The following is a 23,113-nucleotide window of genomic DNA, read 5'->3' as shown; positions in this document are numbered from 1 at the left end:
AACTCGAACAGAGCGCCTTCAGGGAACTGCTGAAGCTCACGCTTGTTTTCATTGTCGTCCCTCGCTTCTATCGCCTCCAAGATCAACTTCGTAACCAAGCTCTGATGCACGGAAGCGAGCAATCTCTTGGAGACCAGCCACAACCTCTGGGGGGAAGACAGGCCGCGGAAACTTGCCAGGCTCCTTGATCACCCCTCCTCGTCCTGTCACCAGTTGATTGAACCAAGTCTTGCCAGCGAACAAGAAGGCAAAGCCGCGCTCGTAACCCATCGCTCGCAGGGCATGCAGCTCTCCAAGCGCAGTCCCCCAGGAATCCGTCGGAAACCCATTGGGACCAAGCCGGTTGTAGTGAAGCTGAATCGAGTCTCCACTCATGACCCAAGAAATACCGAGCTGCTGAAGCCAAGAGTTGAACTGCATCCGTTTGGGAATCTCTTGAAGCCCATGCTGAAGAAACTGGGACACGATCTCGACTGTGTCCTGCGCCTTCAGCACAGGGTCCTGAGGGCGTAACTCGCTGAGCCTGTAGTTCAACTCAGAAATCTCTCGCTCGAGCTCTAGAACTTGCTCACGCGCCTGAGAGATGGCACCGGTCAGAACAGAGACCTGAATCTCGTTGGGCAGCTCCTTCGTCAGCTCTTCAGCAAGACGATGTTCACCGCGCTGAATCCTTCCACTGAGCTCCTGAAGCTGATCGTTTGCAGTACGGATCTGCCTGCTCAAATCCTCCACTTCCGGCCCCATCTGGATGGGGAAGAGGTTCTGCCAGTCGGCCAACGACAAGGTCGCCATCAGCATCGCCTCGGCCTCATCCAAAGGAAGATTGATGGTCGGCGACTTCCGCCAAGCACCAAGCTGCTCACGACATCGCGTCGCACCCTGCTTTGCGACCGCACCAGCACTGTCAGAACAGGTGACATAACCGGGATGCCCGGGTCTGGCGTATCGACCGGCCGCCCTGTAAGTCAACAGAGACCCACAACCCGCGCAACGGACCAAACCACTGAACAGGAAGTGAACTTTCCGCGCCTTGGTGGTTGAACGCTTCCGATCACGCGTTGCCTTCGCCCGTTGGGCTCTTGTGAAGGTCTCCTGATCAACAACAGAGGGGTAATAACCCGGTATCTCATGGCTGTTTTTGCGCTGCAACAAGCCGGTGACAGCGGGGTCCCTTAACCGTTGACTCACTTGACCACGGTTCCAACGACCGTCCTTAGATGCAGGAGGGGCTGCATAGCCCTCCGTATTCAGCTCATCGGCAATCTGCGTCTGGCCCATCCCCGCCAGGCACATCTTGAACATGGCCTCGATCGACTTGGCGTAGCCGTTTAAGCGAAATGGGTTGTCAGGCAACGACTCATCCCGGTCAATCCAGTAGGGATTGCGATGCCGCGGCCTCTCACCACGATCCTGCGCCTCGTAAATCTTGCGCCACCCACCACGAGACCATTTCGACTTCTCGTCGCTCTCGGCATGAGCCTGTGCGAAGAGGAACGACAGCATGGCGAGGTCTTGGGCCCCAGTCGTCTCTCTGAACAAAGGAGAGCCACCCTGATAGCTGCAGACCGCAAACCCAAGCCCCTGCCCCCAGACATCCCGGATCAGAGACTCCAGTGCATCCAGAGGCTCTTGCCTGGAGAAGCGCCTGTGATCCTCAACGACCAGCACGGACCCCTTCGGGATAGAACCGGAGCGAGCTGCCTCTAGAAACCGCCCCAGCGCCCCTTGGGTGCGGTTCCGGCCGGTGTAAGCGCTGACGCCTGGATCGAGAAGTTCCTCAGCAAGACGAAAGTCGGGATGCCTGCGCATCCAATCCTTTAGAGCCTCCTCCTGGCGCTGCAGACCTGACTTATCGCCTTGTGCCTGGCCACCACTGGAAACGCGGCGATAGGAATAAGCCAGCGCCATGGAGAGGCTTGCCCGACACAGACAAGCTAGTCACCTATGCCGCAGAGCACCGCATCACCTCGGCAATCCAGATGCCATAGGGATCGAGCGCCTGATCGGGCAAGGGCCAGGAGCCTCCGGCCGTGACCATCCAGGGTTTGGTCTCCAGCGAACGCCGACCGTGCTGCTGCCACCAGTGGAGCAGAGCCGCAGCGAGCTGCCGGTCAGCGACGGGGTGCTGGTGCTCCACAGCGACGGATCTGAAGCGAAGAGTTGGAGGTCGATTGTGCCCGTCTGATCGGCTGGCAATCTCCGCCGTTGCCATCGCGCAACGCAAGGCTCCCTGACTCCCATGGGACGCTGGATGTGTCCCCACTCAGCCCTGAAGGGATTGGCTCAGCTGATCAATCTGCTCTCGTGGCTGCCCGGCCATTCCGGCTTCGGGAGCTATGTCCAGAGGGTTGTTCCAGGGCTGGAGGGCTGGAGGCTGCAGCTTGATGGGAGCGGGCAGGGCTGCCTGATCGACCGCGATACCTGGCAGCCAGAGCCGCCCCCCCAGGCACCCGGTCGTCTGATGCGCCTCCTCCAGCGCTATGGCATGACCCAGCACGGCCTCGATCTACCGGCGCTGCTCCAGGGAAGTGGGCTCGATGGTGAACTTCCCGAGCTGATCTATTCCCCCTTCTTTGATGCGCTGCTCTGCTGGCCACAGCTCCCTCAGCTGATCACCTGCCATGACCTGACACCCCTCACCTGTCCCAACAGCCGCAAGGCCTGGCTCAAGTACCGCTTTTGGCAGCCGCGTCATCTGCGCTGTGCCACCAGGGTGATCGCGATCAGCCGGCATGTGGCCGATCAACTGATCAGCTTCGGCCTGCCAGCCGAGCGGATCCGAGTGGTCGCCAATGGCATCCGAGTGCAACGACCGGTGCTACCAGCCCCCCAGAGCGCCGACCTGGTGGTGCTGGCCCGACACGATGCCAACAAGAACCTGCCAGCACTGCTGCGGGCGCTGGCGGGGGTGCAACGGCAGCTCCCCCACTGGCGAGGCCGGGTGCGAATCATCGGCAGAGATGGCCCCGACAGCCAACGTTTGCGCAGGGGATTGAGGACCCTGCCTCAACCCGAACGGGTGGAGCTGATCCCATCGCTTCCGCCGGAGGCACTGATCCAGACCTTGCGGGGCAGCCTGGCCCTCATCTCTGCGTCGAAGGAGGAGGGCTTCGATTACCCAGTGCTCGAGGCCAAGGCGGAAGGGCTGCCCACCCTGATCAGCGACATCCCCGTGCATCGGGAATTTCATCAAGGGTCATCCCTGTTCTTTCCGGTGAACGACGATGGAACCTTGCTGGCTGGTGCCATCAATCAGCTGCTGCGCGATCCCACCAGCTGGCGCGACCTCTCTGGCGCTGGCCGAGACCTGGCCCACTCGTTATCTGTGGAGCAGCAGGTTGGTGCGATTCAACAGCTGATCAGCGACCTCCGCGCCTGAGATCTCGTTTATGGCCTGGCATCCCCATCTCTGGCACCCCACCACCCAGGTGGCCTTGCACCCTGAGCCTCTTCGGGTGCATTCCGCCAAGGGCTGCCTGCTGACGCTCGACGACAGCACTCCCCTGGAGGGCTCTCCCTCAAGCAGCCGTGAACTGATCGACGCCATCAGCAGCTGGTGGGTCACCCTGCACGGCCATGGCGAGCCGACGATCGCCGCCGCCATTGCCGATCAGGCCACGCAGCTGGAGCAGGTGATCTTCGCCAACTTCAGCCACGCGCCCGCCGAACAGCTCGCCAGCCGCCTCGCCGCCCACACCGGTCTCGATCGGCTCTTTTTCTCCGACAACGGCTCCACGGCCGTCGAAGTGGCGCTCAAGATCGCCTGGCAGTGGTGGCGCAACCAGGGCAGCGTGCGCCGACAGCTGATCGCTTTTGAAGGGGCCTATCACGGCGACACCTTTGGAGCGATGGCCCTCGGTGATCGCTCGGTGTTCACCGACCCCTACGACAGCCTGCTCTTCGACGTCTGCCGCATCCCCTGGCCCCACACCCACTGGGGCGATGCCACGGTGGAGGCGCGGGAGCAGGTCGCACTCGCAGCCCTCGACAAGGCCCTGACGACGCCAACAGCAGCGCTGATCGTCGAGCCCCTGATCCAGGGAGCCTCCGGCATGCGTCTGGTGCGTCCTGAATTCCTCAGGGCCGTCGCCGCCCGCTTGCGTGACTGCGGCGCCCTGCTGATCGCCGATGAAGTGATGACAGGCTTCGGCCGCACCGGCGCCCTGTTCGCCTCCCAGCTGGCGGGGATCCAGCCGGATCTGATCGCCCTCTCCAAAGGGCTCACCGGCGGCTTCCTGCCCATGGGGGGCACGATGGCCAGCGAACGCCTGTATCAGGGCTTCATCAGCACGGAACCGACTCACACCTTCTTCCACGGCCACAGCTTCACGGCCAATCCCCTGGGTTGTGCCGCCGCCCTCGCCAGCCTGGATCTGCTCGAAGCCAACCCAGAGGCCTTCAGCGGCTTCGAGGCCCGCCACCGCAAGCATCTAGAGCACCTGCAAGAGCGAAAGGCCGTGCAGCGGCTGCGTTGCCTGGGCACCATGGCCGCCTTCGATCTGGCTGTTGGTGACACCGACTACCTCAACCCCGTGGGCCGGCAACTTCAACGCCATTGCCTGGAGCGGGGGGTGTATCTGCGGCCCCTGGGCAACGTCGTCTACCTGCTGCCGCCGCTCTGCATCAGCGATGCGCAATTGGCCCGCTGCTATGAGGCGATCGACGCTGCGATTGACGCGGTCACAAACTGACCACAACACCTGCCGCTTCCATTAAGCGCCAGTAGTTTCTGGCCATCTCTTGCCACTCCGACAGTGCGGCGAACGCTGACGCTCTCCCTGCTGGCCAGTACCGCACTGCTGGCCTCCTGCAGCAAGCCCAAACAGCCCGCTCAGCAGTTCCTCAGCGTGCAGACCGCTCGGATCGGTGAGGCCACCTTCAATCCCAGCGTGGAAGCGATCAGCATGCTGGAGTCGACCACCAATGTGGCGCTGCGGCCGGAGACGGAAGGGCGGGTGGTGAAGATTCTCGCCAGCGAAGGCGACATGGTGAAGGCCGGCCAGCCGATCCTGGTGCTCGACAACGTGCAGCAGAGCGCCGCTCTCAATGCCGCCCGCGCCCAGGCCCGCACCGACAAGCTCAACGCCGAGCGCTACGAATTTCTCTACGAGCAGGGCGCGGCATCGGCCAAAACCCGAGACCAATACGCCACCCAGGCGATTGCCTCCCGCGATCAGGCCCTCGCCAGTGCCGCCACGCTCGGATACAAATACGTGCGCTCACCGATCGACGGCATCGTCGGGGATCTCGACACGGTGAAGCTCGGCGATTACGTGCAGACCGGCCAGGCGATCACGGGCATCGTCGACAACTCCACCCTCTGGACGCTGATGCAGATCCCCGCCACCCAGGCGGATCAGATCAAAACCGGTCAGACCGTGACGGTGAGCTCCCAGACCAGCCCACCGATCAGCGGCCAGGGGAGTGTGACCTTCATCTCGCCCTATTTCGGCATTTCCGGCAGCCAGCAGTCGCCCAACACCCTGATGGTGAAGGCCACCTTCCCGAACCTCACCGGCAAGCTCAAAACCGGCCAGTTCGTGAAGAGCCAGATCGTGATCGATCAGAAACAGGCTCTGGCGGTGCCGGTGCAGGCGGTGTTCATGCAGGCGCAGCAACCCTTCGTGTATGTGGTGGTGCCCCTCAGCAAAGCCCTCCCCAAGATCAAGGCCTCCAGCTCCGTGCCGGAAGCGAGCAAGCAGAAGCTGGAGAAGCTGCCGGCAAGCACACCGATCGTGGTGCAGAAACCTGTGGTGCTTGGCACGCTTCAGAACAACCTCTACCCGCTGCGCTCCGGACTGAACCGTGGTGAAACGGTCGTCGTGAGCAACACAGCCCTGCTCAGCAACGGCCTGCCGGTGAAGGTCTCCAACAGTGCCAACGGCGCCGGGGGCAACTGAAGGCCATGGCGTTTTCCGACAACTTCATCAAGCGGCCGGTTCTCACCACCGTCTGCAGCATCCTGATCGTGCTGATGGGGGTGATCGCTATCCCCACCCTGCCGATCGCCAACCTGCCCAACATTGCGCCGCCCCTGATCCAGGTGACGGCCAACTACAGCGGCGCCAACTCGCTAGTCACCGAACAGTCGGTCACCAACCCGCTCGAGCAGCAGATCAATGGCGTGCCCGGCGCCTCCTACATCTCCTCCACCAGCAACATGGAGGGGCAGAGCATCATCCAGGTCTACTTCGACGAGACCACGAATATCGATATCGACCAGGTGAACGTGCAGAACCGCGTGTCTCTGGCGATGCCCCAGTTGCCCTCGCAGGTCTCGGCCACTGGCGTGTCGGTGCAACAAAGCACCCCCTCGATTCTGCTGGCCTATCAGGTGTCCTCCAGCGACGGCCAGTTCGACTCGGCCTACCTCAACGGCCTGATTTATGAGCAGCTCTACTACCCATTGGAGCGGATCGACGGGGTTGCCAACGTCAACATCCTTGGTGGCAGCAATCCCGCCTACTGGCTGAACGTCGACCCTGGAAAGCTGGCCGCCAACAACCTCACCGCCAGCCAGGTGATTGATGCCGTACAGGCGCAAAACACCACGGCGGTGGGCGGCCTGGTGGGGGGACCACCAGCCTCCGGAAATCAGGCCTACACCTACCCGTTGCTGGTGCAGAACAACGGCAACCTGGTGTCGATCGAAGACTTCAACAACCTGATCGTCGGCCGTTCGCCCACCGGGAACCTGCTGCTGCTCAAGGATGTCGGCAGCGTGCAATACGGCTTCAACAACTACACAACGGCAGCGATCAATACTGACAACCACGACGCGATCACGGTGGCCGTCTTCCAGACGCCTGAAAGCAACGCCTTGGATGTGGCCGATGCCGTGGTGAAGGAAATGGAGTCGTTTGCAGCGACGGTCCCACCCGGTGTGACTGTGACGCAGGTGTACAACATCGGTCAGTTCATCGAAGCCTCGGTGGATGGCGTGATCGATGCCCTCGGCCTGGCGATCGTGCTGGTGCTGCTGATCCTGTTCATCTTCCTGCAGAACTGGCGCGCCACCGTGGTGCCCAGCCTGGCGATTCCGATCTCCCTGATCGGCACCTTCGCCTTCATCAAGGTGTTCGGCTTCTCCATCAACCAGCTCACCCTGCTCGGCCTGGTGCTGGCCACCGGCCTGGTGGTGGACGACGCGATTGTGGTGATCGAAGCGGTGTCGAAAAACATCGAAGCGGGCATGCGGCCGCGCCAGGCAGCACTCGCCTGCATGGGTGAATTGTTCGGCGCACTGGTGGCCACCGCCCTGGTGTTGATGGCTGTGTTCGTTCCGGTGGCCTTCTATCCGGGAAGCATCGGCATCATCTACCAGCAGTTCGCGCTGACGATCGCTTTCTCAATCGCGATCTCCGCCTTCAACGCGCTGACCTTCTCGCCGATGCTCTCCGGCCTGATCCTGCGCGGCGGCGAGACGGCGGAACCGAAAGGCTGGACCTGGCCCGTGGCCGGGGTGATCGTGGGTCTGGCCTTCGGGCGCTTCAGCTCCGCCGCTTTCGGGCAGTGGACCTACATCCTCGGTGTCGTGGTCGGTGGCCTGGCGGGAGCGAACCTGCCACTGATCTTCCGGGTGTTCAACAACAACTTCGCCAAACTCCAGAACGGCTATGCCCGCCTGATTCAGACGCTGATCCGGGCCCGCCGCTGGGTGATGGTGGCCCTGGGCAGCGGCATCGTGATCACCGTGCTCGCCTTCATGGCCCTGCCCTCCGCCTTCATCCCCGATGAAGACCAGGGCTACATCCTTGGCATTTATCAATTGCAGAACGGCGCCTCCCTGAGCGAGACCCAGTCGATGGGCAAGGAAATCGCCGCGATCCTTAAGCAAGAAAGTGATGTGAGCTCCGCCGCCGTGATCAGCGGCTATGGCTTCAATGGCTCGAGCCCTGACCAGGGCACGATCATGGTCGGTCTCAAACCGCTAAGCGAGCGCTCCGGCCAGAGCAACAGCTCCTTTGCAATCGCCGATCGCCTCAACGCCAAACTCTCGAAACTCAGCAGCGGCCTTGCTGTCATCGGCCAGCCCCCTGCAGTGCCAGGCTTCTCCGCCCAGGGGGGCTTCTACTTCCAGTTCAATGACCTCAGTGGTGATTACAGCTTCAATCAGCTCAACGACCAGGCCCAGAAGCTGATCAAAGCCGGTAAGGCCAGCGGTGAATTCTCCTCGCTCTACAGCCAGTTCATCCCCAGCGCACCAGCCTTCGGCCTCAAGGTGGATCGGGCTCTGATGGGTGCCCTCAACGTCGACTATCAGGAGGCGATGGACACGATCGCCACCCTTTCCGGTGGCAGCTACACGGGCCTCACCTACGAAAATGGTCAGGTGCGCAACGTGTATGTGCAGTCAGAGGCTGCGCAGAGGGCCGATATCGACAGCATCCTCAGCTACTACGTGAAGAGCCGAGATGGCCAGATGGTGCAGGTGTCGCAGTTTGCGGAGGCGGAGCTGGACAGTGCCCCTCCAATCATCAGCCACTACAACCTCTATCGGACGGTGCTGGTGCAGGGCGCCCAGGCGCTGGGCAAGAGCTCAGGTCAGGCCCTGACGGCGATTCAGAACCTGTTCAAGCAGCTTGATTTCAACAACATCGGCTACGCCTTCACCGGTCTGGCCGCCCTGCAGCTCTCCGCCGGCAGCGCCAGTGTTCTCGTGTTCGGGCTGGGCATCCTGATCGTGTATCTGGTGCTGTCGGCTCAGTACGAGAGCTATGTGACTCCGGTGATCATCCTGATGACCGTGCCCCTGGCGATGCTCGGCGCCCTGGCTTTCCTGGCAGCACGCTCGATCGACCTCAACATCTATGCCCAGGTGGGTCTGGTGACCCTGATCGGCCTGGCGGCCAAGAACGGCATCCTGATCGTCGAAGTGGCCGAACAGCACCTCGAGGAAGGCATGACGGCAACAGAAGCGGTGATCGCTTCGGCCGAGTCGCGCCTGCGTCCGATCCTGATGACCGCCATCGCAGCTCTGGCAGGCTTCCTCCCCCTGGTGGTGGCCAATGGCGCTGGCGCCCAGAGCCAGCAGTCGCTCGGCACGGTGATCTTCGGTGGCCTGGTGGTGGCGACCATCCTCTCGCTGGGCGTGGTGCCGCCCTTTTATGTGGTGATCAAGGGTCTTGAAGAGCGGCTGTTCGGCAAGCGCGAGCCTGAGCTCAGCGACCCCAAGGCTCCTGCAGGTGCAAACTGAAGCCAAGCTCTGGCTGTGGAAGCGGCAGGAGACTCTCCAGCTCGAAGTGGGCTGGTGCAGCAGTTCAACCTCAACTGAGGCATCCACCCCTGCCACCCCTGCCGTGGTGCTCATCCACGGCTTCGGTGCCTGCAAGGAACACTGGCGCCATGTGCTGCCTGTGCTTGGGAGCGTCACGCCCAGCTATGCGCTTGATCTGATCGGCTTTGGCGCCAGCAGCCAACCCAAAGCCCTCCTGGGTCATGAGCGGCCCGAAGTCGGCGCCGATCCCACCGCTTCAATCCACTACAGCTTTGACCTCTGGGGAGCGCAGGTGGCGGCGTTCTGCCGGGAGATCGTGGGACGTCCGGTGCTGCTGGTGGGCAACTCCATCGGTGGAGTGGTGGCCCTGCGCGCCGCGCAGCTGTTGCAGGCCGATCCGGACGCGAGTCCCTGCCGAGGCCTGGTGTTGATCGATTGCGCCCAACGGCTGATGGACGACAAACAGCTCGCCAGGCAACCCGCCTGGATGGCCTGGATCAGGCCCTTCCTCAAGACCCTGGTCAGCCAGCGCTGGCTGAGCACTGCCCTCTTCCGCAATGCGGCCAGACCAGCGGTGATCCGCCAGGTGCTGAAGCAGGCCTACCCCAGCGGGCACAACGTGGATGAGGCGCTGGTGCAGCTTCTGCTCCAACCCAGTCAGCGCCCAGGCGCGGCGGAGGCCTTTCGCGGCTTCATCAATCTGTTCGATGACCACCTGGCTCCCGATCTGCTGCAAGACCTTGATCTGCCCGTACATCTGATCTGGGGCGAGGCCGATCCCTGGGAGCCGGTGGCGGAGGCCAAGGTGTGGCCGCAACGCTTTGCCTGCATCCGCTCCCTCCAAGTGATCGAAGGGGTAGGGCACTGCCCCCACGACGAAGCACCCGATCAGGTCAATCCACTGTTGATCGCGATTGCGGAGCGGGCAGGCGGCACTCAGCTTCTTAACAGGCGACGTAGGCCTCCACCTGATCACTGAGGCGACGCAGGCCGGCGAGGCCATCGCGCTCGAGGTTGCGCACCCGATCACGGCTGATGCCGATCACCCGGCCGATGCCGGTGAGGCTCATCGGCTCCTCCCCGTCCATCCCATACCGCATCCGCAGCACTCGACGCTGCAGATCAGGCAGCTGCTCCAGCAGATCGCGCAGATCTCCCTTCAGGCATTCGCCCTCCACCTGCTCGCTCGGTAGCTCTCCATCCCCCGCCAGAAGCTCCAGCAGCTCCGTGTCATCGCCATCACCCACCTTCATCTCCAGGCTCACGGGCTGACGTGCACGGCACATCAGCTCCTTCACCTCCTCTTCCGGCAGTTCCACAAACTCCGCCAGCTCCGTCACCGTTGGTGTGCGACCCAGCTCCTGGCTCAACTCACGCTGACCTTTCTTCAGCTTGTTCAGCATCTCCGTGATGTGGATCGGCAGACGGATCGTCCGGCTCTTCTCCGCAATCGCACGCGTGATCCCCTGACGGATCCACCAGTACGCATACGTACTGAACTTGTAGCCACGCGTTGGATCGAACTTCTCCACACCACGCACCAGGCCGATCGTTCCCTCCTGGATCAGATCCAGAAGCTCCATATTCCGCTTCGTGTATTTCTTCGCGACGCTCACCACCAAACGCAAATTCGCCGCCACCATCCGCTCCTTCGCACGACGGCCCGCCTGCTGTTTCCGCTTCAGCTGCACACCGCTCAAGCCAGCTGCCTTCGCCAGCTCCTCGGCTGCCACCACCTCGCCACCACGCTGCTCACTCAGCTCAGCCTCCAGCGCCTCAAGCTCCATCAGCTCCTGCACCTGACGACCCAGCGTGATCTCCTGCTGATGGCTCAACAGAGGCACACGACCGATGTCCCGCAGGTACGAACGCACCAGATCCACGTCGCCGCCCATGGGGCGCGATGCGGCCGCCGATGGGGGCTTGGAGGCGGGGGAGACGGCCATGACAGCACCTTTGCGTTATGTAAAGCCTACTCCTGAAGAAGTGTGAAGCCCTCTCAGAAATGACCAATCCCGCCCTTTTGAGTGCAAATACCTAAGGCGCTTTGAAGCCTCCGAGCGCTAGGGCTCAGCCCACCTGCAACCGCTGCAGCAACCAGGCGGCCGTGCGCAAATAGATGAACACCCCGGCCACGTCGGTCGCCGTGGTGATGAACGGGGCCGACATCAAGGCCGGATCGAGGCCCATGCGGTTAAACAGCAGGGGCAAGGCGGCACCGGCGGTGGCCGCCAGGGTGGTGATCGCCATCAGGCTGATGCCCACAGCCGCGCCCACCAGCGGGCCCTCCCCCCTCCACCAGGCGAAGGGCACCACCACCACCAGCATCAAGAGCCCCAGCAACGCCCCGGCGATCGCTTCACGGCCGATCGCCTTCAGCGGGCCGAGGGCCTGGATGCGCTGGGTGCTCAGACCACGGATCACCACGGTGGAGCTCTGGGCCCCCACATTGCCGCCGGTTCCGATCAAGAGCGGGATGAAGGCCGCCAGCAGCACCACCTGCTTGAGCACCCCATCGTTCATGGCGATCACCTCGGTGGTGAAGCCATTGGCCACCACCAGCACCGCCAACCAGACCACCCGACGGCGGGCGACGGTGAACAGATTGCTCTGGAAGTAATCGTCTTCATCGCCGGCCTGCACAGCACCGGCGGCGTAGATGTCTCGGGTGGCCTCCTGTTCGATCACGTCGATGACGTCATCCACGGTGACGATCCCCACCAGACGCTGCTCCCGGTCGACCACTGGCACCGCCAGGAAGTCGTAGCGCTGGATTGCCCGGGCCACCTCCTCCTGATCGGTGTCGGTGCGCACGCTCACCACATCGCGGGTCATCACATCGCCGATACGATCCTCAGGGTCGGCCGTCACCAGATCTCTTAAGGAGAGGATGCCGGTGAGGCGACGCTCGCCGTCGGTGACATACAAGCTGTAGATGGTCTCGGTGTCGCGGGCAAGACGGCGCACGATCGTGAGCGCCTGGGCAGCACTGTGGAATTCCTTGAGGTCGATGAACTCGGTCGTCATTAGACGACCGGCCGTCTCGGGTTCATAACCAAGCAACTGAGCGGTCACGCGGCGCTCGGCTGGGCTCAGTTCCGCCAGCAGGCGACGCACCACCTTGGCGGGCAGCTCATCAAACAGACGCACCCGATCATCGGGTGACATCTCCTCCACCAGCTCCAGAACCTCGCCGGATCGGAGCCGCTCCAGCAGGCTCTGCTGCACGGCCGGGTCGAGGTACTCGTAGACCTCAATCGCCTCATCTTTACTGAGCAGCCGAAAGGCAAGGGCCTGGAGGGTGCGCGGAAGGCTGCCGATCGCCTCAGCGATATCCACCGGCTGCACCGGCTCCAGCAGCATCTTCACGGCGTCGTAGTTGCCGCTCGCGAGCATGGATTCGAGCTGCTGGGCTACCACAGCTGCGATGTTGTCGGCTGCTGCCCCCCCACCGTTTGCCTCGTCCATCGGCATGCGTCAGGGCGTGCTTAGTGTATGGCCGCCCGCCCGACAGGATGACCATGAGCGTGAACGTGAGCGCCGTGACCGTGCGCAGTGCCGACGGCAGCGAGAAGCGCCTCGGCGACTACAACGGCCAGGTGCTGCTGATCGTGAACGTGGCCAGCCGCTGCGGGTTCACCAAGCAGTACGCCGGCCTCCAGGCCCTGCAGGACGCCTACGGCCCCAAAGGTCTGCAGGTGCTGGGCTTCCCCTGTAACGACTTCGGCGCCCAGGAGCCCGGCACGCTGGATGAGATCAAGAGCTTCTGTTCCACCACCTACGGCGCCAGCTTCGAACTCTTCGACAAGGTGCATGCCACGGGCAGCACCACGGAGCCCTACACCACCCTCAACCAGACAGCTCCCGCCGGTGATGTGGCCTGGAACTTCGAGAAGTTCCTGGTGGGCAAAGACGGCATGGTGATCGCCCGCTTCAAGAGCGGTGTGGCCCCCGAAGACGCCGAACTTAAGACTGCAATCGAAGCCGCCCTGGCCGCCTGACGCAAAGCCTTCAAGGGCACTCAATCGCTCGGCGCTGAGCCCTTCAGGGCCCGGCCGAGCGCGAACCCCAGGGCTGCGGCACCCAGTCCCAGCCCCAGGGTGAGGCCAATCAAACCAAGCGCCGAAGCCCAATCCCCGGCGGCAAGCAAGCCGACGCTGTTCACCATCCAGCTACTGAAAGTGGTGAGCGAACCGCAGAAACCGATGCCCACCAGCAGCTGGCGTCGCGCCTGAATCGGTTGGCCAGCGAGCCAGCCCAGGATCAAGGCGCCCAGCACATTCACCAACACGTCCTTGTCGTGCAAATGCACGCCCACCTGCCAGCGGATCAGGGCTCCGGGCACGGCGCCGACCGCCACCAGCAGCAACTCCTCCAGTTCAGCGCGCAGGGTGAGCTGGCCCTTGGATGCCTTGAGATCCGCCATCAGACCAGCCCCTCCGCCAGACCAAGCCCGTATCCGAGGCCGGCCACCAGCAGGCCACCCAGGACCGAACCGAGCGCGAGCAACAGGGCTTCACCCCAATGGCGCCGCTGCACGGTGGTGAACAACTCCACCGCAAAGGTGGAGAAGGTGCTGAGGCTTCCGAAAAAGCCAACGGCGATCAGCAGCATCAAAGGCGATGCCCCCGCCGCAGCCGGCTGACAGCGACCGCTGGTCTGCAAACCCAGCACCAGACCGAGGGCGAAGGCGGCGATCAGATTCACCGTGAAGGTGCCCCAATGTTTGCGGGGCACGATCGGTTCAAAGTGATTGACGATGCGCAGCCGCAACCAGGCACCGGGAATCGCTCCGAGGCCGACCAAGAGGGCCTGACCAGGAAGCAACAACGGCTCAGCCATGGATCCAGCCGCGACGGGGCTGGGGGTCGCTGGGCAGGGCAGAGCCACTGGCCACCTGCACCTGCAGCCACTCGTGGCCATCAGCGCAGCGCCAACGGCGCAGGAGTTGCAGAGGCGTGCCGATCTCGAGATGACGCAGGGCCGGTGCCTCCACCAGGGGACTGCCTTGGAGCAGGGCATCACTGCCACTCAGGAAAGGGCCACCCACATCGCGGCGACGCACCTCGGGCTGACGACGCTCGGCACCGCCGGCCGGCAGAGCTGCAGGGGCGATCAAGGCCACCCCCAGCAACCAGCTCCAACGCAAAACAGCGGCAGCAGCGGGCATCAGATGTCGAGCTTGGCCATGTCGAGTTCGGCGCTGTGGGTTTCGATGAACTCGCGCCGGGGGGCCACTTTGTCGCCCATCAGGATCGTGAAGATGCGATCGGCTTCGAGGGCATCTTCGATCTCCACCCGCTTCATCATGCGGGTGGTGGGATCCATGGTGGTTTCCCAGAGCTGGGCGGGCATCATTTCACCGAGACCCTTGAAGCGCTGGATGTTGTAGTTGGCTTTCTCACCAAAGCCAGCCAGCGTTTTTTGGAGATCCTGCTCGTTGTAGCAGTAGGTGTGGTTCTTACCGCGCTCCACCTTGTAGAGAGGCGGACAAGCAATGTAAATGTAACCGCCCTCGACCAGCTCCTTCTGATAGCGATAGAAGAAGGTGAGCAGAAGCGTGCGGATGTGGGCACCGTCCACGTCGGCGTCGGTCATGATCACGACGCGGTGGTACCGCAGATTCTTGGAGTCGAACTCCTCACCCTTGATGCCAAGGCCGAGGGCGGTAATCAGAGCCTGAATCTCCGTGTTCTTGTAGATGCGGGCGTCGTCCGTCTTCTCAATATTGAGGATCTTGCCGCGCAGGGGCAGGATCGCCTGGAAGCGCCGATCGCGGCCCTGCTTGGCGGAGCCACCAGCCGAATCACCCTCCACGATGTAGATCTCCGATTCGGAGGGATCGCGGGAGCTGCAGTCGGCCAGCTTGCCGGGAAGCGTTGAGCTCTCCAGCACGCTCTTGCGGCGCACCAGCTCGCGGGCGCGGCGGGCGGCCTCAGCGGCATTGAAGGCCTGGATCGCCTTCTCGAGGATCATGTCAATCACCGAGGGGTTGAATTCCAGGTATTGACTGAGGGCCTCGCCCACCAGGCTGTCGACAATGCCGCGAACCTCGGTGTTGCCGAGCTTGGTTTTGGTCTGGCCTTCGAATTCCGGCTCGGGCACCTTCACCGAAAGCACAGCGGTGAGACCCTCGCGGATGTTCTCACCCGCGAGGTTGGAGTCGGCTTCCTTACGCTTGCCGCGCTTGCGGGCAAAGGTGTTGAGGGTGCGGGTGAGCACCGTTTTCAATCCCTCGATGTGGGTGCCGCCATCCACGGTGCGGATGTTGTTGGCAAAGCCAAGGATGCTGTCGGAGTAGGCATCGACGCACCACTGCAAGGCGGCTTCCACCTGAACGCCGTCTTTCTCGGCATTCACATAGATGATCTCGGGATGCAGCGGATCCTTTTCCGCGTTCATGTAGGCGACGTATTCCTTGATGCCGCCTTCGTAGAAATAGATCTCTTCGTGGGCCTCACCGTCGGCATTGCGAGCGCTTTCACGTTCATCACGGAAGACGATGCGCACGCCGCCGTTGAGATAAGCCAGCTCGCGCAGACGGGCGGCAAGGGTGGCGTAATCGAAAACGATGCCACCGGTGAAGATCTGAATGTCTGGCTTGAAGCAGACGCTGGTGCCGGTGCGGCCGTTCTCGTCAGCGGGCTGGAGCTCGGAGGCAAGGCTGCCGATCGGGGCGCCGCGCTCAAAGCGCTGCCGGTGCACCTGGCCCTGACGGCGCACGGTGACCTGCACCCACTCGCTGAGGGCGTTCACCACCGACACACCCACGCCGTGAAGGCCGCCGGACACCTTGTAACCGCCGGCGCCGAACTTGCCGCCGGCGTGGAGCACGGTGAGCACCGTTTCCAGGGCGCTCTTACCAGTGCGGGGATGAATATCGGTCGGGATGCCGCGGCCGTTATCGGTGATCGATGCGGAGCCGTCTTCCGCGAGAACAACCTGGATCTCGTCGCAATGGCCCGCAAGGGCCTCATCCACCGAGTTGTCGACCACCTCGTACACGAGGTGGTGAAGACCACGGGGCCCGGTGGTGCCGATATACATGCCCGGGCGCTTGCGCACGGGCTCCAGGCCTTCCAGGACCTGGATCTGTTCGGCTCCGTAGGCGGCCTGAACCTTTGAGGCTTCGCTCATGCGTTCGTCGTCTGCCGGGCCTCCTGTCAGGCTGAATTTACCACCGGCGCGCCAGAGGCGCTTGCAGAGGCCTCTGAGACGCCGTTTCCCCAGGGGGTGCAACCCCCTTGGCCGCGACCATGTCCGACCTCCCTCCGCCAGCAGCCATGGGCGAACCCGCCGAACCGGGAGCCAACACCCCACTGGTGGTGGTGCTTTTAGGGCCGACCGCCAGCGGTAAGACGGCCCTGGCCCTGGAGCTGGCCGAACGCCTCGAACTGGAGGTGCTGAACGTGGATTCGCGTCAGCTGTATCAGGAGATGAACATCGGCACTGCGAAGCCGACGCCGGAGCAGCGGCGGCGGGTGCCCCACCAGCTGCTGGATCTACGACCTCCCGACCAGCCGATCACCCTGCAGGAATTCCAGGCGATCGCCGGGCCCGCCGTTGAAGCACAACTGCAGCGGCGGGGAATGGCCCTGCTGGCTGGGGGCAGTGGCCTCTACCTCAAAGCACTCACCGGCGGCCTACGGCCACCGGCGGTGCCACCACAGCCGGAGCTGCGCGCTCAGCTGAGCGCCATGGGCCAGGGGGTGTGCCATGCCCTGTTGCGGCAGGCCGATCCGGAGGCGGCAGCGCGAATCGCCCCAGCCGACGCGGTCCGCACCCAGCGGGCCCTCGAGGTGCTCTACGCCAGTGGGGAATCGATGAGCAGCCAGCAGGGGGCCGTGCCGCCCCCCTGGCGAGTGCTGGAGCTGGGCCTGAACCCAGACGACCTGCGCCAGCGGATCGATCAACGCACGCGTCAGCTCTATGACGGCGGCCTGGTGGAGGAAACCGCAAAGCTGCGGGACCGTTACGGGGCCGATCTACCCCTGCTGCAAACGATCGGCTACGGGGAGGCCCTGGAGCTGCTGGCAGGCCGGCTCAGCCGAGAGAAGGCGATCGCGATCACCAGCCAGCGCACCCGCCAATTCGCCAAACGGCAGCGCACCTGGTTCCGCCGCCAGCATCAACCCTGCTGGCTGAGCGGTGAGGATGCGCTGAGCGAAGCGATGACGCTGATCCAGGGAGGTCTAGGGTGAAGGTTGATGTGTTGTTTCGGTCGCATTGATCGCACCGAGACCTTCTCTGTCCTCTCAACGTCCTGAATGCCACCACGTCCCCGTTTTGACCGTCGTGCTCCCGTGCGGGAGCTGCCCAACATCAACGACCGCATCAGTTACCCGCAGTTGCGGGTGGTCGACGCCGACGGATCGCAGCTTGGGGTGATTGACCGCGAGAAGGCCCTCGAAGTGGCTCAGGAACGAGAGCTCGATCTCGTGCTGGTGAGCGAGAAGGCGGACCCGCCGGTCTGCCGGATCATGGATTACGGCAAATACAAGTTCGAACAAGAAAAGAAGGCCAAGGAGGCCAAGAAGAAGTCGCATCAGACCGAGGTGAAGGAGGTCAAGATGCGCTACAAGATCGACCAGCACGACTACGACGTGCGCATTGGCCAGGCCACCCGCTTCCTCAAGGCCGGCGACAAGGTGAAGTGCACCGTGATCTTCCGGGGCCGCGAGATTCAGCACACCGCCCTGGCGGAAACACTGCTGCGCCGGATGGCGAATGACCTGGAGGAGCAGGCGGAGATTCAGCAGGCGCCCAAGCGGGAAGGCCGCAACATGATCATGTTCCTGACGCCGCGCAAGACGCCGCTGGCCAAGAAGAACGACGACGAGCCTCAGGCCGCCACCAAGGCCGTGCGCACGATCCCGTCCCCACCGCGGCCCACGGCCGCCAAGGTCGCGAGCAAGCCGCCCCAGCCCCAGGCCTGATCAAGCCGCAAGCCGCAGACCTGGCGAGCTTCAATCCCGCAGCGCCTCCAGCAGCAACTGCCAGCCCTGCTCAGCAGCAGCGGGGTTGAAACTTTCGCGCGCTTCGCACATGAAGCCGTGGTCGGCGCCTTCAAACTCCCGGTAGCGCAGCCGCTGCCCACTGGGATCAGCCGCCAGAAGCGCTGAGGCGATCGCCGCCCGGTCTTCAGCGGGGATCAGGGGATCGGCGCTGCCGCAGAGGCAGGTGAGTTGGCCCGGCACCTGGGGCAGCAGCTCCAGGCTGGGGGCACCTCCGCCCGGGCGACCCTGCACGACGCCAGCTCCGTAAAAATCAAAGGCCTGGCTCACCTGGGGCAGGCTGGCGGCCAACAGGGCGGCATGGCCCCCAAAGCAGAAGCCCACCACGGTGATCTCCAGGTTGCTCTGCAGGGTGTTCTGCAGCCAGGTGATCGCCGCAGCCAGATCGGCCAGGATCTGATCGGTGCTGGTGGCGCCCTTGTGGCGGCGACCCTCCGCCAGCTGCTCAGGCCCATAGCCCAGCTCCAGCTCTGGGGCCGTGCGTGCAAACAGCGGCATCGCCAGGGCGGACACGCCGGCGGCGGCAATCCGGTCGGCAACGCTGCGTACCCAAGCATTGACGCCGAACACCTCCGGCAGCACGATTACGACACGCAGCCGTGTTAATTCCGTAACATTTTCGTTACTTTCAGAGCCATCCTCTGGCCATGAGACGGCCGGAGACCACCAGCAGCGCAGGGGCACCGGACCGCCCTCGACCCGACACCAACCGGCGGAAATAGGGAGAGAATCCGAAACTGGCATAGGGACACAGACCACCGCAGCAATTGTCACCGAGCCGATCGCTCCTTATGGTGGCCGCATTCCGATCCGGCCCACCGGCGTGCGATTCCACATCCAGCAGGAAAGCGACATCCCGGCGTCGACCCAGCTGTACAACCAAATCTGCTTCGCGATCGCGGCGCGCCACTACCCCCCTGGCCACCGGCTGCCCAGCACCCGCCAGCTCGCCATGCAGACGGGACTGCATCGCAACACGATCAGCAAGGTGTATCGCCAGCTGGAAACCGACGGCGTGGTGGAGGCGATGGCCGGCTCCGGCATCTACGTGCGCGATCAGCAGAAACCGCGAGAGATCCGCACCCCCGTGCACATTCGCAACCGGGGCATCACCGACCTCGATCGTGAAGTGCGCAAGTGCGTGGACGGCCTGCTGAACGCCGGCTGCACCCTGCAGCAGACGCGGGAGCTGCTCACCCGGGAGATCGACTGGCGCCTGCGCTGCGGCGCCCGCGTCCTCGTGAGCACCCCCAGGGAAGACATCGGCGCCTCGATGCTGATCGCCGAGGAGCTCGAGCCCAACCTCGATGTGCCCGTGGAGGTGGTGCCGATGGAGGAGCTCGAAAGCGTGCTTGAGAGCGCCAGCAACGGCACGGTGGTGACCAGCCGCTATTTCCTGCAGCCGGTGGAGGACCTGGCCAAACGCCACGGGGTGCGTGCCGTGGCGGTGGACCTCAACGACTTCCGCGAGGAGCTGGCCATGCTCAAGGAGCTGCGGCCGGGCAGCTGCGTGGGCCTGGTGAGCATCAGCCCGGGCATCCTGCGCGCCGCCGAGGTGATCCTGCACAGCATGCGCGGCAACGAGCTGCTGCTGATGACCGCCACCCCTGATGTGGGCAGCCGCCTGCTGGCGCTGCTGCGGGCCGCCAGCCATGTGCTCTGCGACCGTCCGAGCCTGCCGCTGGTGGAACAGAGCCTGCGCCAGAACCGCTCCCAGCTGATGCGCATGCCCCAGGTGCACTGCGCCGAGAGCTACCTCAGCGGCGATACGATCGAGCTGCTGCGCAAGGAGATCGGCCTGCAAGCGGGCTAAGGCATGTTTGATCAGATCCGCGCCGACCTGGCGATCATCCGCGAGCGGGATCCGGCTGCCCGCGGACCGCTGGAGATCCTGCTCTGCTATCCGGGCTTCCAGGCGATCACCCTGCATCGACTCAGCCATCGGCTCTGGCGCTCGCGCCTGCCCCTGAAGCTGGCGGCCAGGCTGCTCAGCCAGCTGGGCCGCAGCATCACCGGTGTGGAGATCCATCCCGGCGCCACGATCGGGCGGGGTGTATTCATCGACCACGGCATGGGCGTGGTGATCGGCGAAACCGCTGAAGTGGGAGACCGCTGCCTGCTCTACCAGGGGGTCACCCTGGGAGGCACGGGCAAGGACCACGGCAAGCGCCACCCCACCCTCGCCAGCAACGTGGTGGTAGGGGCCGGCGCCAAGGTGCTGGGGGCGATCCAGGTGGGCACCAACACCCGCATCGGCGCCGGTTCGGTGGTGGTGCGCGATGTGGAGAACGACTGCACGGTGGTGGGCATCCCCGGCCGGGTGATTCACCAGAGCGGCGTGCGCATCAACCCCCTCGCCCACTCCGCCCTGCCCGATGCCGAGGCCAATGTGATCCGCAACCTGATGGAGCGGATCGACCAGCTCGAAAGCCAGGTGGGCACCCTCCAGGCCTGCCTCAAGGCGGTGGCCGCCGGCAAACCCCTGAGCGAGATCTGCCGCGGCGAATCCCAAAACCTCAAGGACCGGGAGATCCTGGAGTTTCTGGGGGAGGAGTGATCAGGCCATGAGTGCAGAGGCATATCAGAAACGAGCTCATCAGCAATCAAGCAAAAACTGAAGAGACAACAACACGCGATACCAGAAAAGTCAACTTCAAGTTTTATCCCTTCTTCCAATTCAAGACATACCGAAAAAGGGCCTTGTCAACCTTGCGAATAACAGAAACCCAATCAAAATCCTGCTCCTGCCTAAAACATCGTACCGACGAATACCACTGACAATCCCCCGAGACCCCCCATTGCCAACTCGGAAACTGCTTGAGCATCACCCAAGTTGGCAGCCCAAGAGCGCCGCCCAAATGAGCAAGAGAAGTATCATTTGTAATCAAAAGATCGCATTTCGCTAAAACCCATCCAATATCACAAATATCCCATTGACTTTTATCAAGACATTCTTGAAAAGGATGCAGATATTTCATGAGTGGCGAAAACAATTTCTCGTCATCTGCTCCCACCTGAACCCAAACAAGATCTACTTCACAGAAAGATGCCACTCGCTCCAAAAAAACCAAAGGCACTGACCTGCCTCTGACGGTGAGACTTGGCGATTCACTAGATTGATTGCCCCGCCAATTAAGCGCAACAAGAGGCCTCATTCTGCCCGCGTGACTGAGCATATCGAAACCACTTGGAGGCGAAGACTTAAGCGACAAGTAAGGCTTGAAAACGCACTCTTCACCAGGCTTAATTTCAAATGGTCGAAGAAAATAAGGAAGTGATGCAATGGGCAAATGCCAATCAAATAAATCACTAATATCATCCGCGATGTCATAGACAAAATCAAAAAAACCAGATGCCGATGCAAGTTGCATAAGGCACTCTGGGACAGCTACACATATTGCATCATAGCGATCACGCAAGCGCGGTACAAATCGCAAAAAGAAGATGAAGTCGCCGATTCCCATCTCAGAACTCAAGAGAATCTTCCTTGAAGTGAGTGGCATTTCTTCTCGCCAAGCAGGCAAAGCTCCAACCAGTCGAACGGGTGAAAACCATTCATTTCTCGACTGATATAGCTGCCAACCGCGACTCCAGTCACCAAGACAAAAATATGCCTGAGCAGCGAGATATCGGCACTTCCCAACACCCTCAGCTCTTAAATGGAAACGAGCCATAACCTGGAGCCAATGCTGATATAAACCAAGCTCAAGACAGGCCAAACCGTATGCAATCAGAGCATCATCGAACCAACCAGGCGCCACCTCGTGCCGTCGAGCCAATATCTTCAGATAACTATCAAGCGCTTCAATAACACGATTACATCCATGCAAAGCCTTCCCGTACCGGAGATAGGCTTCCAGTGGGCAATCAGGCAACACCACGAGGCGAGAAAACAATTGAAGCGCCGATATATAGTCACCTTTAGCCAATAAATAATAGCTACCAAGATACCAAATCTTTTGGGGAACTTCTGGCCAAACAGAAATCAAGCCCAAGAGATTTTGCCAATCCCCCTTCCGCTCTAAAGCGTAGGCGAGGGATTCATCCACCATGACCACTGAGAGACCAGCAATGATAGACAAGCCCTGTAGAAGTCACAAACAACACTCGAAAATTACAAGGGGCCAACAATGGGTCCATCAGCAGTTTCGCAGAGAACGAACATATGCGGTCCAGTCAATCAGTGGAGACAAAAAGCCCTCTTCGCAATGAGTCGACCGACCTGGAATAGGAGTACCTAGAAAATGACCACGTTCTGCAAGCTCCAAGAACATATCATGGTCATTAGGCCAAGCCAAAGAAGTTCCGGTAAATCTTTCTCTCAACATGGTCGAAGAACACAGTTTAAGAGTCTGCGCTTTGCATGCAAATGTCATGACAGTACTAGGCGAGCTAGCAAAATAACCGAGTGGCGTTAATACAACTTTTCGGCGCAATTCAGCGTACATTGGAGCCATATATTTATCCGGATGATCGTAAAGACTAACAAAGTCAAAATGACTCAAACCCTCCCTGATCCACTCTTTCTGATTCGGGAGATGCAGATGATCATCCTCGACAAAGTAATAGATACAAGCCGGATGACATTCAGCAATCCTTAATGCCAATCTAAAGGAGCCGCAATTGCCCCGCCGAGTTCGATACACGCAAGGAAATTCTGCCGCAAAGTATTGATACTGATCATCAGAAACATTGTCGCAGATACAAACAATCTCATCAGACTCAAAGCTTTGCATCAAAGACTTAAGAGTCAACGCGCTGTCAATAGGAATAAATGGATTTTTACCTGCACGTGAAGAGGTCCTAAAAATGACGCAAAACTCTTTCCGGGGAAGAGCTGGCCGATTCTGGTGCGTTGATGTAAGCAACACCTGGCGATCCA

General features: G+C 61.9%; 22 protein-coding genes. 10 read left to right on the top strand and 12 right to left on the bottom strand.

The window, feature by feature from the left end:
- Positions 1–48 precede the first annotated feature (48 nt).
- Entirely contained in the window at positions 49–1,908 is a 1,860-nt protein-coding gene (locus CWE16_RS02370) for a recombinase family protein (protein WP_006853923.1), read from the bottom strand.
- Positions 1,909–1,942: 34 nt separating this feature from the next.
- Positions 1,943–2,137, bottom strand: coding sequence for a hypothetical protein (locus CWE16_RS02365; protein WP_131592635.1), 195 nt, complete (start codon positions 2,135–2,137; stop codon positions 1,943–1,945).
- Positions 2,138–2,239: 102 nt separating this feature from the next.
- On the opposite strand from CWE16_RS02365, the gene CWE16_RS02360 reads away from it, so the two are divergent.
- From CWE16_RS02360 to CWE16_RS02340, 5 genes are all read left to right on the top strand, one after another.
- On the top strand, positions 2,240–3,379 hold the full coding sequence (locus CWE16_RS02360; protein WP_236629516.1) for a glycosyltransferase family 4 protein: 1,140 nt from the start codon (positions 2,240–2,242) through the stop codon (positions 3,377–3,379).
- A 10-nt stretch (positions 3,380–3,389) separates the two neighbouring features.
- On the top strand, positions 3,390–4,691 hold the full coding sequence (gene bioA / locus CWE16_RS02355) for an adenosylmethionine--8-amino-7-oxononanoate transaminase (RefSeq protein ID WP_131592633.1): 1,302 nt from the start codon (positions 3,390–3,392) through the stop codon (positions 4,689–4,691).
- Between the two features lie 63 nt (positions 4,692–4,754).
- Complete coding sequence (locus tag CWE16_RS02350) at positions 4,755–5,900, top strand: efflux RND transporter periplasmic adaptor subunit (RefSeq protein WP_131592631.1); 1,146 nt, start codon at positions 4,755–4,757, stop codon at positions 5,898–5,900.
- A 5-nt stretch (positions 5,901–5,905) separates the two neighbouring features.
- Complete coding sequence (locus CWE16_RS02345; RefSeq protein WP_131592629.1) at positions 5,906–9,196, top strand: efflux RND transporter permease subunit; 3,291 nt, start codon at positions 5,906–5,908, stop codon at positions 9,194–9,196.
- Positions 9,186–10,196 (top strand): alpha/beta fold hydrolase, encoded by a 1,011-nt coding sequence (locus CWE16_RS02340; RefSeq protein WP_131592627.1) that lies wholly within the window; start codon positions 9,186–9,188, stop codon positions 10,194–10,196. Before CWE16_RS02345 ends, CWE16_RS02340 begins: the two co-directional genes overlap by 11 nt.
- On the opposite strand, the gene CWE16_RS02335 is transcribed toward CWE16_RS02340, so the two are convergent.
- Together CWE16_RS02335 and mgtE are read right to left on the bottom strand one after the other, a co-directional pair.
- The gene (locus CWE16_RS02335; protein WP_131592625.1) at positions 10,162–11,163 is read right to left on the bottom strand and encodes an RpoD/SigA family RNA polymerase sigma factor; all 1,002 of its coding nucleotides are present in this window, start codon (positions 11,161–11,163) and stop codon (positions 10,162–10,164) included. The two genes, CWE16_RS02340 and CWE16_RS02335, sit on opposite strands and share 35 nt — an antisense overlap.
- 124 nt (positions 11,164–11,287) lie before the next feature.
- On the bottom strand, positions 11,288–12,685 hold the full coding sequence (mgtE, locus tag CWE16_RS02330) for a magnesium transporter (protein ID WP_201737957.1): 1,398 nt from the start codon (positions 12,683–12,685) through the stop codon (positions 11,288–11,290).
- Positions 12,686–12,738: 53 nt separating this feature from the next.
- Here mgtE and CWE16_RS02325 point away from each other — a divergent pair, with 53 nt between their 5' ends.
- Positions 12,739–13,218, top strand: coding sequence for a glutathione peroxidase (locus CWE16_RS02325; protein WP_131455182.1), 480 nt, complete (start codon positions 12,739–12,741; stop codon positions 13,216–13,218).
- 20 nt (positions 13,219–13,238) lie between these two features.
- Here CWE16_RS02325 and CWE16_RS02320 read toward each other — a convergent pair whose 3' ends face one another.
- The 4 genes from CWE16_RS02320 to gyrB are packed head-to-tail and all read right to left on the bottom strand — an operon-like array spanning position 13,239 to position 16,354.
- Positions 13,239–13,643, bottom strand: coding sequence for a FluC/FEX family fluoride channel (locus CWE16_RS02320; protein WP_131592621.1), 405 nt, complete (start codon positions 13,641–13,643; stop codon positions 13,239–13,241).
- Positions 13,643–14,059, bottom strand: a complete 417-nt coding sequence (locus CWE16_RS02315; RefSeq protein ID WP_131592619.1) for a FluC/FEX family fluoride channel — start codon at positions 14,057–14,059, stop codon at positions 13,643–13,645. The genes CWE16_RS02320 and CWE16_RS02315 overlap by 1 nt, the downstream gene beginning before the upstream one ends.
- On the bottom strand, positions 14,052–14,387 hold the full coding sequence (locus CWE16_RS02310) for an SH3 domain-containing protein (RefSeq protein ID WP_131592617.1): 336 nt from the start codon (positions 14,385–14,387) through the stop codon (positions 14,052–14,054). The genes CWE16_RS02315 and CWE16_RS02310 overlap by 8 nt, the downstream gene beginning before the upstream one ends.
- Positions 14,387–16,354 carry a DNA topoisomerase (ATP-hydrolyzing) subunit B gene (gyrB, locus tag CWE16_RS02305; protein WP_131592615.1) on the bottom strand — a complete coding sequence of 656 codons (1,968 nt, stop codon included), beginning with the start codon at positions 16,352–16,354 and terminating at the stop codon, positions 14,387–14,389. The genes CWE16_RS02310 and gyrB overlap by 1 nt, the downstream gene beginning before the upstream one ends.
- A 146-nt stretch (positions 16,355–16,500) precedes the next feature.
- Here gyrB and miaA point away from each other — a divergent pair, with 146 nt between their 5' ends.
- Complete coding sequence (miaA, locus tag CWE16_RS02300; RefSeq protein WP_131593009.1) at positions 16,501–17,418, top strand: tRNA (adenosine(37)-N6)-dimethylallyltransferase MiaA; 918 nt, start codon at positions 16,501–16,503, stop codon at positions 17,416–17,418.
- Positions 17,419–17,484: 66 nt separating this feature from the next.
- Positions 17,485–18,153, top strand: a complete 669-nt coding sequence (gene infC, locus CWE16_RS02295) for a translation initiation factor IF-3 (protein WP_131592613.1) — start codon at positions 17,485–17,487, stop codon at positions 18,151–18,153.
- Between the two features lie 30 nt (positions 18,154–18,183).
- On the opposite strand, the gene CWE16_RS02290 is transcribed toward infC, so the two are convergent.
- A complete protein-coding gene (locus CWE16_RS02290; RefSeq protein ID WP_131592611.1) occupies positions 18,184–18,975 on the bottom strand; it encodes a dienelactone hydrolase family protein in 792 nt (263 codons plus the stop codon).
- Complete coding sequence (locus CWE16_RS12230; protein ID WP_236629549.1) at positions 18,860–19,201, bottom strand: hypothetical protein; 342 nt, start codon at positions 19,199–19,201, stop codon at positions 18,860–18,862. Before CWE16_RS12230 ends, CWE16_RS02290 begins: the two co-directional genes overlap by 116 nt.
- Here CWE16_RS12230 and CWE16_RS02285 point away from each other — a divergent pair.
- Positions 19,085–20,044 carry a GntR family transcriptional regulator gene (locus CWE16_RS02285; RefSeq protein WP_236629539.1) on the top strand — a complete coding sequence of 320 codons (960 nt, stop codon included), beginning with the start codon at positions 19,085–19,087 and terminating at the stop codon, positions 20,042–20,044. The genes CWE16_RS12230 and CWE16_RS02285 overlap by 117 nt on opposite strands.
- A gap of 3 nt (positions 20,045–20,047) precedes the next feature.
- Positions 20,048–20,788, top strand: coding sequence for a serine O-acetyltransferase (cysE, locus tag CWE16_RS02280; protein ID WP_131592609.1), 741 nt, complete (start codon positions 20,048–20,050; stop codon positions 20,786–20,788).
- A gap of 103 nt (positions 20,789–20,891) precedes the next feature.
- Here the strand turns inward: cysE and CWE16_RS02275 are convergent, their stop codons facing one another.
- Together CWE16_RS02275 and CWE16_RS02270 are read right to left on the bottom strand one after the other, a co-directional pair.
- Entirely contained in the window at positions 20,892–22,283 is a 1,392-nt protein-coding gene (locus CWE16_RS02275; RefSeq protein WP_131592607.1) for a hypothetical protein, read from the bottom strand.
- A gap of 87 nt (positions 22,284–22,370) precedes the next feature.
- On the bottom strand, positions 22,371–23,102 hold the full coding sequence (locus tag CWE16_RS02270) for a hypothetical protein (RefSeq protein WP_131592605.1): 732 nt from the start codon (positions 23,100–23,102) through the stop codon (positions 22,371–22,373).
- Positions 23,103–23,113: the final 11 nt, after the last annotated feature.

Source organism: Synechococcus sp. BS55D, from assembly GCF_004332415.1.
Classification (GTDB): Bacteria; Cyanobacteriota; Cyanobacteriia; order PCC-6307; family Cyanobiaceae; genus Synechococcus_C.
The sequence above is the reverse complement of the archived record's forward strand: the minus strand, read 5'-3'. Positions and strand labels throughout refer to the sequence as shown.